This window comes from Streptomyces sp. Je 1-332 (assembly GCF_040730185.1).
GTDB lineage: Bacteria > Actinomycetota > Actinomycetes > Streptomycetales > Streptomycetaceae > Streptomyces.
The window spans coordinates 4,271,447-4,289,788 of record NZ_CP160402.1 but is presented as its reverse complement, the minus strand read 5'-3'; the positions used below and the strand labels follow the sequence as shown (position 1 = coordinate 4,289,788).

Sequence of the window (18,342 nt, the reverse complement as noted above, 5' to 3'; positions counted from 1 at the left end):
AGCGTCCCTCCATGGACGCCCCTCTCGCCGACTTCGCCCCCTGGTCCCCGGAGTTCATCGCCGACCCCTACCCGGCCTATGCGCGACTGCGGGCCACCGGGCGCGTGCACTACTTCGGGGCCACCGACCAGTGGCTGATCCCGCACCACGCGGACGTCTCCGCGCTGCTGCGGGACCGGCGGCTCGGGCGGACCTATCTGCACCGTTTCACGCACGAGGAGTTCGGGCGGCAGGCGCCGCCGCCCGAGCACGAGCCGTTCCACGTCCTGAACGACAACGGCATGCTCGACCTGGAGGCCCCAACCCACACCCGCATCCGCCGCCTGGTGTCGAAGGCCTTCACGCCTCGCACCGTGGAGCAACTCAGGCTGTACGTCGAGGAGTTGGCCGACCGGCTCGTACGGGACCTCGTGGCCGAGGGGGGCGGCGACCTCGCCGCCCGCGTCGCCGAGCCGCTGCCGGTCTCCGTCATCGCACAGATGCTGGGCATCCCGGAGGCCGACCGGGAGCAGCTGCGGCCCTGGTCGGCCGACATCTGCGGGATGTACGAGCTGAACCCGTCCGAGGGGACCGCGGCCCGCGCCGTCACGGCCTCGCTCGAATTCTCCGCGTACCTGCGCGAACTCATCGCCGTGCGCCGCGAGAAGCCCGGCGACGACCTGATCTCGGGGCTCATCGCCGCGTACGAGGGAGGTGAGTCCCTGAGCGAGCAGGAGATGATCTCCACCTGCGTGCTGCTGCTCAACGCGGGGCACGAGGCGACGGTCAACGCCACCGTCAACGGCTGGTACGCGCTGTTCCGCAACCCGGCGCAACTGGCCGCCCTGCGCGCGGACCCCGAGCGCCTGATCCCCACCGCCGTCGAGGAGTTGATGCGGTACGACACCCCGCTCCAGCTCTTCGAGCGGTGGGTTCTGGACGACATCGAGATCGACGGCACCGTGATCCCGCGCGGCAGCGAGGTCGCCCTCCTCTTCGGATCGGCGAACCACGACCCCGCGCTGTTCTCCGCCCCCGCCGAACTGGACCTGGCCCGCGCCGAGAACCCGCACATCTCCTTCAGCGCGGGCATCCACTACTGCATCGGCGCACCCCTGGCCCGCATCGAACTCGCGGCGTCGCTCGGAGCGTTGCTCCGCAGGGCGCCCGGCCTGACGCTCGCCGCCGAGCCGGAGCGCAAGCCGAACTTCGTGATCCGGGGGCTGCGGGAGCTGCTCGTGGAGGTCTGAGCCCCCCGAAGACTCAGAACGCCAGCTGCGAGATCTCCTCCGCCACCACCGCGCACGCGTCGGCCGCCGGGTCGATGAGCGGGAAGTGGCCCACGTCCTCCAGAAGCGTCAACCCCACCACCTCGCCCGCCTTGGCCGCCGCGTCGGCGTACGCCTCGGCGACCGCCTCCGGCACGACGATGTCCGTACGCCCCTGGACGACGGTCGTGGCGATGCCGGTCGGCAGCAGGGCCGCGGGGTCGGCGTGCGGCAGCCGCTCCTCGAACTTGTCCCTGCCGCCGAGCAGTTGCAGGGACGCGTCCGAGCAGACGCCCAGCTCCTGCGCCGCGCGGAAGTCGGCGATGGGCGCGAGAGCGACGACACCCCGGAAGGGAGCGGGCCTGCCGATGCGCCAGGGGGAGCCCTCGGGCAGCACATGCCGGGCCCCGGCCCACAGGGCGAGGTGGCCGCCCGCGGAGTGGCCGGTGACGACGGTGCGGCGCGTGTCGGCCACCGGCAGATGCTCCCGTACGAGATCCGGCAGCGCGTCGAAGGCGGCGGCCACGTCGTCGAAGGTCTCGGGCCAGCGCCCCGCGACGAGCCCCTCGCCCTGAGTGGGGATGGAACCACCGCGGCGGTACTCGACGTTGGCCACGGCGAAGCCGCGCCGGGCGAGGAAGTCCGCGAAGGGCGTGATGTGCAGGCGGTCGTACGGAGCACGCCAGGCGCCCCCGTGCAGCACGACGACCAGCGGGGCCGGGGCGTCACCGCCGGTCCGGGGCTCGTAGAAGTCGACCACCTGGTCGGGGTGCTCGCCGTACGCGGCGGTGGCGTCGGGCGTCACCGCGGGGTGCGACAAGGCGGCGTCGGCCTCGGCGGCATCACGGGCCACTGCGGCGGCGTCGTCCGGCATACGAGGACCTCTCTGCGGGGTTGGGTGCCAGGAGCTGGGGCGGGGTGTTCGTCCGGTCTCCCCAGCGGGGTGTCCGTTTGATCTTCCCCTACCCCGCCCCTGCCCGGTAACGGCTGCCGCCGTCAGCTCGCGGAGTCGCCCAGCGTCCGCGCCAACACCCCTGCCGCCCGCTCCACATCGGCGAAGCCGACGTACAGCGGCGTGAAGCCGAAGCGGAGCACGTCCGGCGCCCTGAAGTCGCCGACCACGCCCTGCTCGACCAGGCGCCGCATCACGTCACCCGCGTCGTGGCACCGCAGGGCGACCTGGCTGCCGCGCTCCTCGTGGGCGGCCGGGGTGAGCACCTCGACCCTGCCCTCGGGGACGTAGGCGCGCACGCACTCGACGAAGAAGTCCGTCAGGGCAAGGGACTTGGCCCGTACGGCGTCGATGGAGACCCCGTCCCACACGTCGAGGGCGGCGTCCAGGGCCAGCATCGACAAGATGTCCGGCGTACCGACCCGGCCCCGCACGGCGCCGTCCGCCGCCTCGAACTCCGGCCGCATCCCGAAGGGCTCGGCGTGCGAGTTCCAGCCGGGCAGCGGGGAGTCGAAGCGGGCCTGAAGATCCGCCCGTACGTAGATGTAGGCAGGTGAACCAGGCCCCCCGTTCAGGTACTTGTAGGTGCACCCGACCGCGAGGTCCACACCGTGCGCGTCGAGCCCGACGGGCAGCGCACCGGCGGTATGGCACAGGTCCCAGACCACGAGCGCGCCCGCGTCGTGCACGGCCGCCGTCAGGCCGGGCAGATCGTGCAGGCGGCCGGTGCGGTAGTCGGCGTGGTTGAGCAGGACCACGGCCGTGCGCGGGCCGAGTACACCGCGCACCTCGCCCGGGGCGACCGGCACCAGACGGCAGTCCGTCATCCGCGCCGCGGACTCGGCGATGTACCCGTCCGTGGGGAACGTCGTCGCGTCAACGACGATCTCGTCCCGCCCCTCGCCCGAGTCACGGGCCATGCGTACGGCGGCCACCAGGGCCTTGAAGACGTTCACGCTCGTCGAGTCGCCGACGACGATCTGGCCGGGCGCCGCGCCCACGAGCGGGGCTATGCGGTCGCCGATCCGCTCGGGGGCGGTCCACCAGCCGCTCTCGTCCCAGGAGCGGATGCGGAGTTGGCCCCACTGGCGGGTGATGACGTCTGCCACGCGGGCCTGGACGACCGCCGGGAGCGCGCCCAGCGAATTTCCGTCCAGGTAGACGGAGTCATCCAGGACGAACTCGTCCCTCTTGCCCCGGAGTTCATCCTCAGCATCCCGCTTCGCCGCTATCGCCTTGAGGTCGGCCTCAGACATGGCTCCTCGCAGTCCACAGCTCGGGGAACACGTTCTTCTGCGCGCGCTTCTCCAGCCACGCCACGCCCGCCGAGCCGCCCGTGCCCGTCTTGGAGCCCATCGCGCGCCGGGTCGCCACCAGATGGTCATTGCGCCAGCGCCACACGAGCTCGGCGACATCCGTCATCACCTCGCCCAGGCGGGCGAGTTCAGAGCTCTCGTCACCCGAGTAGAGGTCGGTCCACACCTTCTCGACCTCGGGCGACGGCTCGTACTTCTTCGTCAGGTCGCGCTGCAGGACGGCGTCCGGGACGGCGTGGCCGCGGCGGGAAAGCAGGGCGAGCACCTCGTCGTACAGGCTCGGCTCCTGGAGCGCCTTCTCCAGCTCCGCGTGGACGCGCGGCGCGCCCCGGTGCGGCACCAGCATCGACGCGGACTTGTCGCCGAGCAGGAACTCCATGCGGCGGTACATCGCGGACTGGAATCCGGACCCCTCGCCGAGCGAACCGCGGTAGGAGTTGAACTGGGCGGGGGTGAGCTGCGCCAGCGGGCGCCAGGAGGCGTTCAGCGCCTCCAGCTCGCGCAGGCTGCGCTTGAGCGCGGCCACGGCGGTGGGGATGTCGTCGCGGCGCAGGGCGTGCGACGCGGTCTCCCACTCGTGCACGATGACCGTGAACCACAGCTCCATCACCTGGGTGGTGACCAGGAAGACCATCTCTCCGGGATCGTCGGAGCGCAGGTGCTGGAGGTGCGTGAGGACGTCCGCCTGCACGTAGTCCTCGTAAGGGGTGGTTCCTGCGAAGTCGAGGTTCGGGGTGTCCGCCTCTTGGGACATCGCGATCTCCTTGATACGTACTCCGGGTAGCGGTCCGCCCCTGCCGTTACCGACACGGGGGCCCCGGTCCCCAACGGCATCCTCCGCAACATCCCACAAAACGGCAAGACCTGCCTGGTCACAGCGGCGTCCAGGCAGGTCAGGCACGTCAGGCACGTGTGCGGGGCGGTCCGGGGGCTAACCCAGGGTGTCCGCCGCCGTCTGGGAGGAGTCCCGCAGGAAACCGGCGCAGCGCTCGTACTCCTCCTGCTCGCCGATCGACTGCGCGGCGCGTGCGAGGCCGTGCAGGGCCCGCAGGAAGCCGCGGTTCGGCTCGTGCTCCCACGGCACCGGGCCGTGGCCCTTCCAGCCGCTGCGGCGCAGCGAGTCGAGGCCGCGGTGGTAGCCGGTGCGGGCGTACGCGTACGACTCGACGACGCTGCCCCGCTCGAACGCCTCGTCGGCGAGCTGTGCCCAGGCGAGGGAGGAGGTGGGGTACTTCGCGGCGACGTCGGCGGGCGCCGCACCGTTCGCGAGCAGCTCGCGCGGCTCCGGGTCGTCGGGCAGGTGGGTCGGGGGCGGTCCCCCGAGCAGATCCTTGTGAATGGCCATGGGTTCCAGTCTGCTCCATACGCGCACGGGCCCGGCACCCAGGGAAGGGTGCCGGGCCCGTGCGGACCGCCGGGGCGGTTACTTCAGCTTCGTGCCCGTGGAGCGCAGGTTCGCGCACGCCTCGGTGACGCGCGTGGCCATGCCCGCCTCGGCGGCCTTGCCCCAGGTGCGGGGGTCGTACGTCTTCTTCGAGCCGACCTCGCCGTCGACCTTCAGGACGCCGTCGTAGTTCTTGAACATGTGGTCCGCGACGGGACGCGTGAAGGCGTACTGCGTGTCCGTGTCGAGGTTCATCTTCACGACGCCGTTCTCCAGGGCGGTCGCGATCTCCTCGGCGGTCGAGCCGGAGCCGCCGTGGAAGACGAAGTCGAACGGCTGCGAACCGGCCGTCTTGCCGTGCTTGGCGGCGACGCCCTCCTGGAGGTCCTTGAGGAGCTCGGGGCGCAGGACGACGTTGCCCGGCTTGTAGACGCCGTGGACGTTGCCGAAGGACGCGGCCAGGAGGTAGCGGCCCTTGTCGCCGAGGCCCAGGGCCTCGGCGGTGCGCAGCGCGTCGTCGACGGTCGTGTAGAGCTCGTCGTTGATCTCGTGCGTGACGCCGTCCTCCTCACCACCGGTCGGGGTGATCTCCACCTCGAGGATGATCTTCGCGGCGGCGGCCTTCGCGAGCAGCTCCTGGCCGATGGCCAGGTTGTCGGCGAGGGTCTCGGCTGAGCCGTCCCACATGTGCGACTGGAAGAGCGGGTTACGGCCGTCCTTGACGCGCTCGGCGGAGACGTCGATCAGCGGACGGACGTACGTGTCCAGCTTGTCCTTGGGGCAGTGGTCGGTGTGCAGCGCGACGGTGATGTCGTACTTCGCGGCGACGATGTGCGCGAACTCGGCGAGGGCCACGGCGCCCGTCACCATGTCCTTGTTGTGCTGGCCGCCCAGGAACTCCGCACCACCGGTGGAGATCTGGATGATGCCGTCGCTCTCGGCCTCCGCGAAACCACGCAGTGCGGCGTGCAGCGTCTGCGAGGAGGTCACGTTGATGGCCGGGTAGGCGAACTTGCCTGCCTTCGCCCGGTCCAGCATCTCGGCGTAGACCTCGGGGGTTGCGATGGGCATGTGTCCGCTCCTTGTGATGTGCGGGTGTGTGCTTGGCCCTGACCTAAGGGGGCGACGTCATCGTCGCCCCCATCTTTCCAGATCCACCGGGCGGCTCGGCCCGGACGTGGATCCTCAGTCGCTCGGGCCCTCAGTCGCTGAGGCCGAGATCGTCCTTGGAGTACGCGAAGAGGTACGGCACCCCGGCGCCCTCGGTGATCTTCTCGCCCGCCCCGGTGGCACGGTCCACGATGGTCGCGACGCCCACGACCTCGGCACCCGCCTCACGCACGGCCTCGACGGCGGTGAGCGGGGAGCCGCCGGTGGTGGAGGTGTCCTCGACGACGAGTACGCGACGCCCCTTGATGTCGGGGCCTTCCACCCGGCGCTGCATGCCGTGCGCCTTGGCGGCCTTGCGCACGACGAAGGCGTCCAGGCGCTTGCCGCGCGCCGCGGAGGCGTGCAGCATCGCGCCCGCGACGGGGTCGGCGCCCATGGTCAGGCCGCCCACGGCGTCGAAGTCGAGGTCGGCGGTGAGGTCGAGAAGCACCTGGCCGACCAGGGGGGCGGCCTCGCCGTCGAGGGTGATGCGGCGCAGGTCGATGTAGTAATCGGCTTCGAGACCCGAGGAGAGGGTCACCTTGCCGTGCACCACGGCCTTGTCCTTGATCTGCTGCAGCAGGGCGCCACGTACGTCGTCAGTCATGCCTGCCAGCTTAAAGCCGCCTCCAGGGGCTCAGAGCCGCGTCCAGGTCCAGGTCGTCGACGCTTCGAGGGGCTCGATGGGGGTGACGAGGCGGGGCAGGGTGTTGAGCCCGTTCGGCGGCCCTGTCTGCGGCTCCACGCACACGGCGGCTTCCTGCTCGTCGTAGACGACGACCCACTGCTCGCGGCTCTTCACCGTGAGCGCCAGCTGCTCGGGCCAGGTCAGGGTGACGTCGACGCCGTCCGGCATCCCGAAGCAGTCGTCCCAGGGGCCGGGGGTGGGGGCGATGCGGTGGCCGGTGGGGAGGTGGTCGTCACCGCGCTCCTCCTGCCAGGCGGGGCTGAACTCCACCTGGACGTTCTCGCCGCCGATGCTGCGGTTGAACCACGGGTGCCAACCCACCTGGGCGGGGAAGCTGTCGCCGTACGTCTCGATGCCCAGCGTGAGGGTGAGGGAGTCCTCGGTGAGGGCGACGATCTGCGTGACGCGGCCTTCGTAGGGCCAGGGGTCGGTGAGGTCGTACGTGAACACGGCCTCGCTCTTGCCGGCGCGGGCCGTGCGCCACGCGGCGTCCCTGGCGAAGCCGTGGATGGCGTGGGGCGGGGAGTTGAGGGGCATCTGGTGGGTCGTGCCGCCGTTGCGGAAGCTGCCCTCGCGGATGCGGCCGGCCCAGGGGGCCATGGGGAAGCAGCCGTATCTGGCACCTTGCCTCAGCAGTTCCTTGCCGCCGAGCTTGAGGCTTCCCACTCGGCAGCCGTTGCCCGGCTGCAGGACGACTTCCGCGTCGCCCGCGGTCAGTGTCACGTCTTCGATACTCACGGATGTGACCCTACGGGCAGGGACATTTCCCCAACCCCGCCCCTTCCCGAAAACTCGCTCGGCGCGAGGGCCCTCCTCAAACGCCGGAGGGGCTGAATCTTTCAGCCCCTCCGGCGTTTGAGGAGCGGGGTCTGGGGCGGAGCCCCAGGTAGGCCCGGGGCGCAGGCACGGTTTTCGGGAAGGGGCGGGGTTGGGGAAAAATCAGCGCCTGCGGCGAAGCGCGCGCCCCGCCACGATCGCCGAGGCCAGCACCACCGCGGCGGCAGGCGCGGCCCAGCGCAACGTGGCGGAGGTGGACAGCGACTCCGCGGCGGGCGCGGGGGCGTACCGCCCCCGGGGCGGCGCGTGGTCGACCTCCTCGGCGCTCCGGCCGATCATCGTCCGCCGCGCGTGCGCCGCCTCCGCGGGCGGCACCAGAATCTCCTCGACGTCGACGTCGTCCTCCTCGTCGAACGACGACGGCGGCACCTCCGTCTCGAAGACGGGGGTCACCTCGACAGGCTCGGGTTCGGGCGCCGCAGGCTCCGGCTCCGGCTCGGCCGCCCGGCCGAGCCCCTCAGCGAACCGCTCCAGGAGCCTTCTCACCGCCCCCTCCACAGCCTGTGCGGACGCCTCCGTGACGCGCCCCTCCCCCGCACCCGTCCCGGCGAAGACCAGCCGGGTCCCGGCCTCGTCCTCCTCGGCGGATTCGAGCCGCACCGTCAGCGAGAGCTTCACGGAGCCGCCGCCCCGCACCTCCACGCCCTCGCCCTCGATCGCGTAGGAACCGTCGCCGCGCGGAGCGACCCGCGCCGCACCGCGATACGTGATGGCGTGTCCACCGACTCGCACCTTGAGCCGGCCGGAGAGCGGCGCCGCGGTCCCGTCCGCGTCGCGCTGCAGTCCGGGCACCGCCCCAGCGACCTGCTCGGGGTCGCTCAGCACCTGCTGAAGACGGTCGGCGGTAACCGGAACGAACACCTCATGCTCCATGGCAGTCGAGCCTACCCACGTGGCCGAGAACATGTACGTCAGTTCGTCAGTTCGTGTACCGCGGGTGCACCAGTGTGGAGGGTGCGAGGCCCCGCATCCGCGTCCGTTCGGCGGAGGCGACGGCCACCCGCGGCAGCGCCGCCTTCCCGGGCGGATCGAGGACCGGGCGGGATCTCGCCGCGAGGACGAAGCCCCAGTCGCGTGGCGCGGACGCGCCGTCCGCCGCCCGGCCGGGGCCCGCGGCGAACGCGGAGAGCCTGCCCCCGACGCCGTACGGCTCCGTCAGCAGGCCCGCCGCCCGCAGTGTGGCCTCCACCGTCCAGAAGGCGTGGGGCCTGGACGTCATCGGCCCGGCGTGCACGGCCAGGCGTCCGCCCCTGGCCAGGGCCCGCGACGCGAGGCCGTAGAACTCCTGGGAGTAGAGCTTGGTGCTCGCGGTGATGCCGGGGTCGGGCAGATCGGAGATCACCACGTCGTACGTACGAGGGGGTGAGCGCAGCCAGTGAAACGCGTCGGCGTGCACCACCCGCACCCGGGGGTCGTCGTAGACCCGCCCGTTCAGTTCGCTCAGCGCCGGGTCACGGCGCGCCAGCCGCACCACTCCCGGGTCGAGTTCGACGACGTCCACCCGCCGCACCCCCGGATGCCGGAGCACCTCGCGCGCCGCGAGGCCGTCGCCACCGCCGAGGATCAGCACGCGCGCGTGGCGGCCGCTCATCGCGGGGCCGACGAGCGCCCGGTGGTAGCGGTGCTCGTCACGGCCGCTGACCCGCAGGCGACCGTCGAGGTAGAGGTCGAGAGAATCGTGCCTGCCACCGGTCAGGACGACTTCCTGGACGCCGGTCTGCACGGCGACCCGTACGTCCTTGCCGTAGACCGCCCGGCGCGCGGCCGCCTCGAAGTCGCCGACCAGGACGGCGGCCGACGCGAGCAGGCCGAGGACGGTGACGTTCGCGACGATCAGGATCCACCGGCCGCGCACGCTCAAGTCGTGCCGGAACAGGCCGAACACCAGCGCGCCGCCCGCGACCGCGTTGACCGCGCCGGTGACCAGCGCCCCGGTCAGCTGGCCGAGCAGGGGGAGCAGGAGGAAGGGAAAGGCGAGGCCGCCCACCAGCGCGCCCACGTAGTCCGCGGCGAAGAGGTCCGACACGGCGCCGCTGGGGTCCTGCCGTCTGATCCGCTGGATGAGCACCATGAGCAGCGGCACTTCGGCGCCGATGAGCAGACCGATGGCGAGCGAGAAGGCGACGAGGAGATAGCGCGAGCCGCCCGCCCAGACCTCGCCCCGGTCGCCGGTCCAGGCGAACGCCGCGTACAACGCCATGGCGCTCAGTCCGCCGACCAGCGCGAGTGCCGCCTCGACCAGGCCGAAACCGGCCGCGGCCCGGCGCCGCAGCCGCTTGGCGAGCAGGGAGCCGAGACCCATGGCGAAGACCATCACCGAGAGGACCACCGAGGCCTGGGTGACCGAGTCCCCGATCAAGTACGTGGCGAGGGCGACGAGTTCGAGTTCATACACCAGACCGCAGGCCGCGCAGACGAAGACGCCCGCCAGGACGAAGAACCGTCCTGTCCGGGGCGTCACCGGTAAGTGCGTTGACGGCTCCATCACCTTGGGAACGCTACGTCACCGAACACACACATCAGGTCACCCACAAGGGTGCAACTGAGCGTTAGAGGTGTAGATGGGGCGCGACGGTCAGGAGCGGCCGGCAACCGTCAGAGCACTGCCGGCATGCGCACACCCACCCGGGTGCGGGTCGCCACGAGTTGCCCGTCCTGCGGGTAGGCGTGCCAGGTGCGCCATTGCACCGCCCCTTCGTGCCGCTGCGCCAACATGGCCGTGAACGCGTGCGGACTGCCCGGGAAGACCCCGGCCAGACCGTGCGGATGCTCGGCCACCAGGGCGAGCAGTTCCTGTGCGCGGCCCGCGAACTGACCCCGCGAGAGGGTCTCGACGCGCGCCGCGAACTCGTACTCCCACTCGCCGAGGCGCTTGGAGACGCCGAGCGGAAGTGGCGTACTGCTGCCGGGGATACAGGCGACGGTCTCGGAACAGGTGCCCTGCTCCTCTTCGAGGAGCACCTGGTGCGATGCCCCGAGGAGCCGCAGCTCCATCTTCGCGTCGACAAGGTCCAGTTCGAGTGTGGCGAGCGCGGGCAGCGGCTCGCGCCCCAGGGTCCAGGCGAGGTCCGCGGCGCACGTGTCGGTATAGACAGTCTTCAGGGTCGTGAGCATGGGTCGGCTCCGCTAACACGCAATGGAGGTGGTGCCGGCGCACCCGGTCGGAGACCGGGCGGTCGGAATGCCGGCTCGTGCCCACGCGAACGTCCTTGATGTCCAAGTCGTCCGTCCGAGGGCGGTGCTGACGGTTAAGAGGGAATCATGGACTGCTGCACTGCCACTGCGCTTTTACCCAACTTCGGAGGGTTTCCACCCCTGCGGGGGCTGCACAGTTCAACTGTTCAATGACTCAACGACGAAGTGCCCGGCAGGAGTTGCCTCCTGCCGGGCACTTCAACAGATGGACGGACCAGCTGCCCCGTGTCAGCTGCCTCCGCCACCGCCACAACCGCCACCGCCACCGCCGCCGCACGAAGAGCTGCCGCCGCAGGACGAACCACCACCGCAGGAGCCACCTCCGTGACCACCGCCGTGCCCTCCGCCGGCCCACCAGCCGCCGCCGGAACTCGCCGCACCGGCTCCACCGGCCCCGCGCGAGCGACCGCCGCGTCCACGGGAGCTGCCCATGGCCACGAGTGCCATGACGACTACGGCCAGACCGACCACCACGAAGACCCCAGTCATGACGTCCACGCCCCTTTCCATTCCCCCGAAGCAGGCCCCCCGTGGGTCCGCGTTCGCATGTGTTGTTCTCGTGCGCTGTTCTTGCGTGGAAGGGAAATGCCCCCGTGGGCGTCGGCCCAAAGCAGAGTTGAGGAAGTCCAGAGGTTCGGCGCAGGATGGCGGCCATGACCTCCACATCCGGGAGCGGGCGCCCGCTGCTCAACCGCCGCCTCACCGAGTTCGGTACGACGATCTTCGCCGAGATGTCCGCACTGGCGGTGAAAACGGGGGCCATCAACCTCGGCCAGGGCTTCCCCGACACGGACGGCCCCGAGGAGATCCGCGAGGCCGCGGTCCGCGCCCTGCGTGACGGCCGCGGCAACCAGTACCCGCCGGGCCCCGGCGTCCCCGAGCTCCGCGCGGCGATCGTCGCGCACCAGCAGCGCAGGTACGGCCTCGCGTACGACCCCGACCGCGAGGTCCTGGTCACGGCGGGCGCCACCGAGGCGATCGCCGCGTCCCTGCTCGCCCTGGTCGAGCCCGGCGACGAGGTGATCGCCCTGGAGCCGTACTACGACTCGTACGCGGCGTCGATCGCCCTGGCCGGCGGCAAGCGGGTCCCCGTGACGCTGCGCCCGGACGCAGCAGCGGGCCGCTTCCGCCTCGACCTGGACGAGCTGCGCGACGCGATCACGCCCCACACCCGGCTGCTGCTCCTGAACACCCCGCACAACCCGACCGGCACCGTCCTGACCCGCGCCGAGCTGACCGAGATCGCGAAGCTCGCGGTCGAGCGGGACCTTCTGGTGATCACGGACGAGGTGTACGAGCACCTGGTCTTCGACGACGGCGAGGGCACGGAGCACATCCCCCTCGCCTCCTTCCCCGGTATGCGCGAGCGCACGGTCACGATCGGCTCGGCCGGCAAGACGTTCTCGTACACCGGCTGGAAGGTCGGCTGGATCACCTCCTCGCCGGAGCTGGTGACGGCGGTCCGCTCGGCGAAGCAGTTCCTCACCTACGTGTCGGCGGGCCCGTTCCAGTACGCCATCGCGGAGGCCCTGGCCCTGCCCGACGCGTACTTCACGTCCTTCGCCGAGGGCATGCGCGCCAAGCGGGACCTCCTGAGCGAGGGCCTGACGGCCGCGGGCTTCGACGTCTACCGCCCGGCGGGCACGTACTTCGTCACGACCGACATCCGCCGCCTGGGCGAGTCGGACGGCTTCGCCTTCTGCCGGGCCCTGCCCGAGCGCGTCGGCGTGGTCGCCATCCCGAACGCGGTCTTCTACGACCACAGGGAGGCGGGGGCGCCGTTCGTGCGCTTCGCGTTCTGCAAGAAGGACGAGGTGCTCGCCGAGGCGGTCTCCCGGCTCAAGTCGCTGTAGTCCCCGTCACGACCGTCGCGACCGTCACGACGAGAGCCCGGCCGGGGTGATCCGGCCGGGCTCTCGGTCTCGCGTGGTCCAGGCCTAGGCCTGGTCGTCGCCGGGCTTCTCCTCGCCCTCGGTGCCGTCGACCTCGGCCTCCAGGCCGAGCTGCTCGACGAGCCAGCGGTCGAACTCGATCGCGGCGCGCACCCAGCTGACCGTGGACGACACGAAGTGCTCGAGTGCGACGCCCGTGCCGATCAGCATCTGCGCCTCGCCGATGAGGCGGACGGTGCCGTCGTCGTGGGTGTGCGTGTAGACCTTCGGCCACAGGGTGCGGCGGTTCCAGTCGTCGATCGCCTCGAGGATCTGGGGCTTCTCCTCGATGCCGTGCGCGCGGTCGTAGAACGTCCGCACCGAGAAGACCTGCTGGTCTCCCTCGCCACGGAACATGAAGTACGTGCGGAACTCCTCCCACGGCGCCGCGAGGTCACCCTCTTCGTCGACGACGTGCTTGAGCTCCATCTGGTCCAGGAGCTGCTTGACCAGGTCCTGGTCGGGGACAACGGGGCCCGCCGGTCCATCGCCCTGCTGCGGTTCGGGCTGTCCCCCGAAATTCGGAATCGAGGACGGGTCGATGCTCACGTGCTTAGTCCCTTCGTACGGATTCCGCCATCCTGCCCCATGTCGGGCGGGGGCCCGCAACCCCCGCCCCCGATGTGACCGGGTTATGCCCTCTCGGCCGTCGCCGGTCCGACGATCAGGCCATCCTCGAAGGTGTCCACGCGGACCGTGTCGCCGTCCTTCACCTCGCCCGAAAGGATCTCCTTGGCGAGCCGGTCACCGATGGAGGTCTGGATGAGGCGGCGCAGCGGGCGGGCGCCGTAGGCCGGGTCGTTGCCCTCGTCCGCCAGCCATGCCAGGGCCTCGGGGGAGACCTCCAGCGTGAGCCGGCGCTCGGCGAGCCTCTTCGCGAGGCGGTCGATCTGGAGCCGGGCGATGTGTGCGAGCTCGTCCTTGCCGAGGGCGGTGAAGACGACGAGGTCGTCGAGCCGGTTCAGGAACTCCGGCTTGAAAGAGGCCCGTACGACTTCGAGGACCTGCTGCTTCTTCTCCTCCTCGGAGGTCAGCGGCTCGACCAGGTACTGACTGCCGAGGTTGGAGGTCAGGACGAGGATGGTGTTGCGGAAGTCCACCGTCCGGCCCTGCCCGTCGGTGAGCCGTCCGTCGTCGAGGACCTGGAGCAGGACGTCGAAGACCTCCGGGTGCGCCTTCTCGACCTCGTCGAGCAGCACCACGCTGTACGGGCGCCTGCGCACCGCCTCGGTGAGCTGGCCGCCCTCCTCGTAGCCGACGTACCCGGGCGGGGCGCCGACCAGCCTGGCCACGCTGTGCTTCTCGCCGTACTCGCTCATGTCGATGCGGACCATGGCGCGCTCGTCGTCGAAGAGGAAGTCCGCGAGGGCCTTCGCCAGCTCGGTCTTGCCGACGCCGGTCGGCCCGAGGAAGAGGAAGGACCCGGTGGGGCGGTCGGGGTCCGCGATCCCGGCGCGCGTGCGGCGCACGGCGTCGGACACCGCCCGTACGGCCTCGGTCTGGCCGATGAGGCGCTTGCCGAGCTCGTCCTCCATGCGGAGCAGCTTCTGCGTCTCGCCCTCGAGGAGCCGCCCGGCCGGGATGCCCGTCCAGGCGCCGACGACGTCGGCGATGTCGTCGGGGCCGACCTCGTCCTTCACCATCGTGTCCTTGGAGACCTCCTCCTCGGCCTCGGAGGCGACCTCCAGGTCGTGTTCGAGGGTGGGGATCTCGCCGTAGAGCAGCTTGCTCGCGGTGTCGAAGTCGCCGTCGCGCTGGGCGCGTTCGGCCTGGCCGCGCAGCTCGTCGAGCTTCTCCTTCAGCTCACCGACGCGGTTGAGGGACTGCTTCTCCTTGTCCCAGCGCGCGTTGAGCCCGCGCAGCTCCTCCTCCTTGTCGGCGAGGTCGCGCCGCAGCCTTTCGAGGCGCTCCTTGCTCGCGGGGTCGGTCTCCTTGCTGAGGGCGAGCTCCTCCATCTTCAGCCGGTCGACGGAGCGCTGGAGCTCGTCGATCTCGAGAGGGGAGGAGTCGATCTCCATCCGCAGCCGGCTCGCGGCCTCGTCGACGAGGTCGATGGCCTTGTCGGGCAGGAAGCGCGAGGTGATGTACCGGTCGGAGAGCGCGGCGGCGGCGACGAGGGCGCTGTCGGCGATCTGGACCTTGTGATGGGCCTCGTACCGCCCCTTGAGCCCGCGGAGGATCGCGATGGAGTCCTCGACGGTCGGCTCGTCCACGAGCACCTGCTGGAAGCGCCGCTCCAGGGCGGGGTCCTTCTCGATCCGCTCGCGGTACTCGTCGAGGGTGGTCGCGCCGACCATCCGCAGCTCGCCGCGGGCGAGCATGGGCTTGAGCATGTTGCCGGCGTCCATGGCGGAGTCCCCGCCGGCTCCGGCGCCCACGACGGTGTGCAGCTCGTCGATGAACGTGATGATCTGCCCGTCGCTCTCCTTGATCTCGGAGAGGACGGTCTTGAGGCGCTCCTCGAACTCACCGCGGTACTTCGCGCCCGCGACCATGGCGCCCAGGTCGAGCGAGACGAGGCGCTTGTTCTTCAGGGACTCGGGGACGTCGCCCTTCACGATGCGCTGCGCGAGCCCTTCGACGACGGCGGTCTTGCCGACGCCGGGTTCGCCGATGAGGACGGGGTTGTTCTTGGTGCGCCGGGACAGGACCTGCACCACGCGCCGGATCTCCTGATCCCGCCCGATGACGGGATCGAGCTTCCCCTCCCTGGCGGCGGCGGTGAAGTCGGTGCCGAACTTCTCCAGGGCCTTGTACTGACCCTCCGGGTCCGGTGTGGTCACCCGACGTCCTCCCCTTGCCTTCTCGAACGCGTCGAGCAGTTTCCTGTCGGTGGCCCCGCTCTTGCCCAGGACCTCGGCGGCGGGGCCGCCCTTGGCGGCGATGCCGATCAGCAGATGTTCGGTGGAGAGGTAATCATCGCCCAGCTCCTTCGCCCGCTGTGAGGCGTCGGCGATGACCGCGAGCAGGTCGCGGTTGGGCTGCGGCGGCGCGACGGTGGATCCCGTGACGCTGGGCAGGCCGCTCAGGGTCCGCTCGGCGTCGGCGCGGACGGCGGCCTGGTCGGCGTCGACCGCGGCGAGCAGGTCGGTGATGTTCTCGTTGTCCTGCCCCTCCAGCAGCGCGAGCAGCAGATGCGCGGGGGTCAGGTCGGGGTGCCCGTCCTTCACGGCCAGGCTGCTGGCCGCGTTGATCGCGTCCCGGCTCCTGTTGGTCAGCTCGGCGTCCACGGGTGTCGTCTCCTCCTTGCGTCCTTGAGACCTTGCGTCCTTGAGACCTTGCGTCCTTGCGATCCGCATTGCCTACGGTCGGCGGGTTCCGCGAACCCACCTGACCTAAACAGCGTACATAAAGTTGAGTCTATTCCACTCAAGGGAAGCGGGGGACGTTCGAGCGGCTAGGTTCCACTCCATGGCCATGGACCCACACCACCCCACCCCCGCCTACCTCAGCTTCTGGCGTGAACGGCACCTGTGCACGCTGACGACACCACGCCCCGACGGCACCCCGCACGTCGTCCCGGTCTGCGTGACGTACGACCCGGAGGCGGGTGTGGCCCGCGTACTGGCGAGCAGGTCGAGCGCGAAGGTCCGCCACGTCCTGGCGGCGGAGGGGCCGGACGGCACGGGCGCGGGGGCGCGGGTGGCGGTCTGCCAGGTCGACGGGCGGCGCTGGGCGACGCTGGAAGGGCACGCGCGCGTGCGCACCGAGCCGGCGGAGATCGCGGAGGGCGAGCGTCGCTTCGAGGAGCGGTACGGGCGGCCGCCGAGGCCGAATCCGCACCGGGCGCTGATCGAGATCACGCTGACGCGGGCGATGGGGCAGAAGGCCCTGACCGCCCGCTGACCACGTGCCCACGGCGGCGTCCCTGCCGCACACACCACAGCGGCGCCACCGTGTTCAGGTCCACGGTGGCGCCGCTGCTGGGGGAAGCACCTGCGCGATGTACAACGACGGGGGATCGCGTCAGGCGCTGCGGGGGGTGGCTGTGATGGCTCTTGTAGTGGTGGAACTCTGCTGGTCCTGCTGCCGGCCGCCCGGCTGCCCCGGCTCACCGACCAGCTGGTGATCACGCCGGTCGAGATTGACGAAGACCATCCCGTACCGAATGGCACACCGCACGGGCTGGGGGGCGCCGCGCGGCTTGCGGAGGCACCGGTAGGCCCGGATCTCCTCCTCGTCGTCACGGGTGACGACTACTGGCTCACCGAGGAGCGTGACCATCAACGAGTCGCCGGCGTGGGGTATCGCGGTGGCGAGATCGATGAAGTGCCAACCGGAGCGGTAGGCGGTGGCCATTTCCCGGCGGAAGGTGCGGTCGTCGGGGGGAGTACTCATGCTCTTGCTCCCGCCGGGGCGGTGTTCCAAATGATGTCCGGGGGCGCCGCATTGGGCACCGAGATATGAGTGGCCGCGGGCTCGGAACTCCCCAGCGTGTCGAGAGCACTCCACGCACTGATGGCCAACCCAATGGAGAAGGCACCGACAAGTACCGAGCGAAGCATTCCCTTGCACATAGCGCGCTTCGTCCTCACTTCCATAGCGACTCTCCCCCGGCCTTCCAAGACGATGGCTCATTCAGCCATGCGAACACCACAGGAGCGATGCATCATGTTCCTGCACGTTCAGGACCCTGGGGGATGGAGATATGACAACAAGCAGCCCAATTCGGGCACATCCTCATTCCATGGCTGACCTGTGCGACGAGGGAAAGAGGCTCTACGCCAGCGCTCTGCGCTCGGGGCGCATAGCGCGCACTGAAGTCGCACTGGCTCCTTGCCTGGTGGAATTCGCCCTCCTGCACCCTGATCCCGATGACGCCGGCTGGCTCCGCCCTCTTCCGCCGACGGCCGTACTCGCTCAGCGCCTGCGGCCTCTTGAGCGTGAGATCCAGGAACGCAGGTCCCGCGCAGTCGAACTGACCGAAACCTTCGAGCCATTCATGGCCATCACCGCTCAGGACAGGACGCCGGTCCATGCGATAACGGTTCTGGAGGGCGTCAAGCGGATCAACGAGGCCATAGGAGTCGCCACCGCCGAGTGCCAGACCGAGATCCTCACGGTGCAACCCGGCGGCGGGCGGAGCGAGGCCATCCTCACCGAGGCCGTGGAGCGAAGCCAGGGCATCATCGAGCGCGGCATCACCATGCGGACCCTCTACCAGCACACCGCTCGGCACAGCCAAGGCACGATCGCCTATGCCGAGTACATGAAACAAGGCAAGGTGGAGGTGCGGACCCTGGAGGAACTCATCGAACGCCTGATGATCTTCGACCGCACCGTTGCCTTCATACCCGCGCGGGACGATCGCCAAGTAGCCCTGGAACTCAGGCACCCGGGGCTCGTCGAGTACCTGGCGAACGTCTTCGAGCAACTCTGGCAACGCGCGGCTCCCCTCCTCGAAGAGACCCCCTACGCCCCCGCCACCGACGGCATCACCGGCGTCCAGCGCACCATAGCCAGGCTCCTCATCGAGGGACACGTGGACGAGGCCATCGCCCGCCGCCTCGGCATGAACGTCCGCACCTGCCGCTCCCACATCGCAAAGATCGCCGCGGCCCTGGGCAGTGGAAGCCGAGCGCAACTCGGTTATCTGATCGCACAGTCCGGGATCCTCGAGAGAGATCACTGAAATCGGTCAGG

The 18,342-nt window shown here is 70.4% G+C and carries 17 protein-coding genes; 4 read left to right on the top strand and 13 right to left on the bottom strand.

Features of this window, described 5'->3' with window-relative positions:
- Nucleotides 1-11: 11 nt before the first annotated feature.
- Nucleotides 12-1,229 (top strand): cytochrome P450, encoded by a 1,218-nt coding sequence (locus ABXJ52_RS19415; protein ID WP_367043860.1) that lies wholly within the window; start codon nt 12-14, stop codon nt 1,227-1,229.
- Between the two features lie 13 nt (nt 1,230-1,242).
- Here ABXJ52_RS19415 and ABXJ52_RS19410 read toward each other — a convergent pair whose 3' ends face one another.
- The 10 genes from ABXJ52_RS19410 to ABXJ52_RS19365 all read right to left on the bottom strand — a co-directional run bounded on the left by ABXJ52_RS19410 (nt 1,243) and on the right by ABXJ52_RS19365 (nt 10,687).
- On the bottom strand, nt 1,243-2,121 hold the full coding sequence (locus ABXJ52_RS19410) for an alpha/beta hydrolase (RefSeq protein ID WP_367043859.1): 879 nt from the start codon (nt 2,119-2,121) through the stop codon (nt 1,243-1,245).
- 122 nt (nt 2,122-2,243) lie between these two features.
- On the bottom strand, nt 2,244-3,455 hold the full coding sequence (gene kynU / locus ABXJ52_RS19405; RefSeq protein ID WP_367043858.1) for a kynureninase: 1,212 nt from the start codon (nt 3,453-3,455) through the stop codon (nt 2,244-2,246).
- Entirely contained in the window at nt 3,448-4,269 is an 822-nt protein-coding gene (locus ABXJ52_RS19400) for a tryptophan 2,3-dioxygenase family protein (RefSeq protein WP_367043857.1), read from the bottom strand. The genes kynU and ABXJ52_RS19400 overlap by 8 nt, the downstream gene beginning before the upstream one ends.
- Before the next feature lie 177 nt (nt 4,270-4,446).
- Nucleotides 4,447-4,860, bottom strand: a complete 414-nt coding sequence (locus tag ABXJ52_RS19395; RefSeq protein ID WP_361829148.1) for a DUF3151 domain-containing protein — start codon at nt 4,858-4,860, stop codon at nt 4,447-4,449.
- 78 nt (nt 4,861-4,938) lie between these two features.
- Nucleotides 4,939-5,970 carry a class II fructose-bisphosphate aldolase gene (fbaA, locus tag ABXJ52_RS19390; protein WP_367043856.1) on the bottom strand — a complete coding sequence of 344 codons (1,032 nt, stop codon included), beginning with the start codon at nt 5,968-5,970 and terminating at the stop codon, nt 4,939-4,941.
- A gap of 130 nt (nt 5,971-6,100) precedes the next feature.
- Nucleotides 6,101-6,655, bottom strand: coding sequence for an orotate phosphoribosyltransferase (pyrE, locus tag ABXJ52_RS19385; protein WP_249588748.1), 555 nt, complete (start codon nt 6,653-6,655; stop codon nt 6,101-6,103).
- Between the two features lie 30 nt (nt 6,656-6,685).
- Complete coding sequence (locus ABXJ52_RS19380) at nt 6,686-7,474, bottom strand: aldose 1-epimerase (protein ID WP_367043855.1); 789 nt, start codon at nt 7,472-7,474, stop codon at nt 6,686-6,688.
- Nucleotides 7,475-7,675: 201 nt separating this feature from the next.
- The gene (locus tag ABXJ52_RS19375) at nt 7,676-8,446 is read right to left on the bottom strand and encodes an SRPBCC domain-containing protein (RefSeq protein WP_367043854.1); all 771 of its coding nucleotides are present in this window, start codon (nt 8,444-8,446) and stop codon (nt 7,676-7,678) included.
- A gap of 46 nt (nt 8,447-8,492) precedes the next feature.
- Nucleotides 8,493-10,058, bottom strand: coding sequence for a polyamine aminopropyltransferase (locus tag ABXJ52_RS19370; protein ID WP_367049130.1), 1,566 nt, complete (start codon nt 10,056-10,058; stop codon nt 8,493-8,495).
- Nucleotides 10,059-10,168: 110 nt separating this feature from the next.
- Nucleotides 10,169-10,687 carry a DUF2617 family protein gene (locus ABXJ52_RS19365; protein ID WP_367043853.1) on the bottom strand — a complete coding sequence of 173 codons (519 nt, stop codon included), beginning with the start codon at nt 10,685-10,687 and terminating at the stop codon, nt 10,169-10,171.
- 725 nt (nt 10,688-11,412) lie between these two features.
- Here ABXJ52_RS19365 and ABXJ52_RS19360 point away from each other — a divergent pair.
- Nucleotides 11,413-12,621, top strand: coding sequence for a pyridoxal phosphate-dependent aminotransferase (locus ABXJ52_RS19360; protein WP_367043852.1), 1,209 nt, complete (start codon nt 11,413-11,415; stop codon nt 12,619-12,621).
- A gap of 84 nt (nt 12,622-12,705) precedes the next feature.
- Here the strand turns inward: ABXJ52_RS19360 and ABXJ52_RS19355 are convergent, their stop codons facing one another.
- Nucleotides 12,706-13,248, bottom strand: a complete 543-nt coding sequence (locus ABXJ52_RS19355; RefSeq protein WP_367043851.1) for a YbjN domain-containing protein — start codon at nt 13,246-13,248, stop codon at nt 12,706-12,708.
- Nucleotides 13,249-13,331: 83 nt separating this feature from the next.
- Entirely contained in the window at nt 13,332-15,929 is a 2,598-nt protein-coding gene (gene clpB, locus ABXJ52_RS19350; RefSeq protein WP_367043850.1) for an ATP-dependent chaperone ClpB, read from the bottom strand.
- Nucleotides 15,930-16,110: 181 nt separating this feature from the next.
- Here clpB and ABXJ52_RS19345 point away from each other — a divergent pair, with 181 nt between their 5' ends.
- Nucleotides 16,111-16,545: a pyridoxamine 5'-phosphate oxidase family protein gene (locus ABXJ52_RS19345; RefSeq protein WP_367043849.1), complete on the top strand. Its 435-nt coding sequence runs from the start codon at nt 16,111-16,113 to the stop codon at nt 16,543-16,545.
- Nucleotides 16,546-16,665: 120 nt separating this feature from the next.
- On the opposite strand, the gene ABXJ52_RS19340 is transcribed toward ABXJ52_RS19345, so the two are convergent.
- Nucleotides 16,666-17,037 (bottom strand): hypothetical protein, encoded by a 372-nt coding sequence (locus ABXJ52_RS19340; RefSeq protein WP_367043848.1) that lies wholly within the window; start codon nt 17,035-17,037, stop codon nt 16,666-16,668.
- A 310-nt stretch (nt 17,038-17,347) separates the two neighbouring features.
- Between ABXJ52_RS19340 and ABXJ52_RS19335 the strand changes: the two genes are divergently transcribed.
- Nucleotides 17,348-18,331, top strand: coding sequence for a helix-turn-helix transcriptional regulator (locus ABXJ52_RS19335; RefSeq protein ID WP_367043847.1), 984 nt, complete (start codon nt 17,348-17,350; stop codon nt 18,329-18,331).
- Nucleotides 18,332-18,342: the final 11 nt, after the last annotated feature.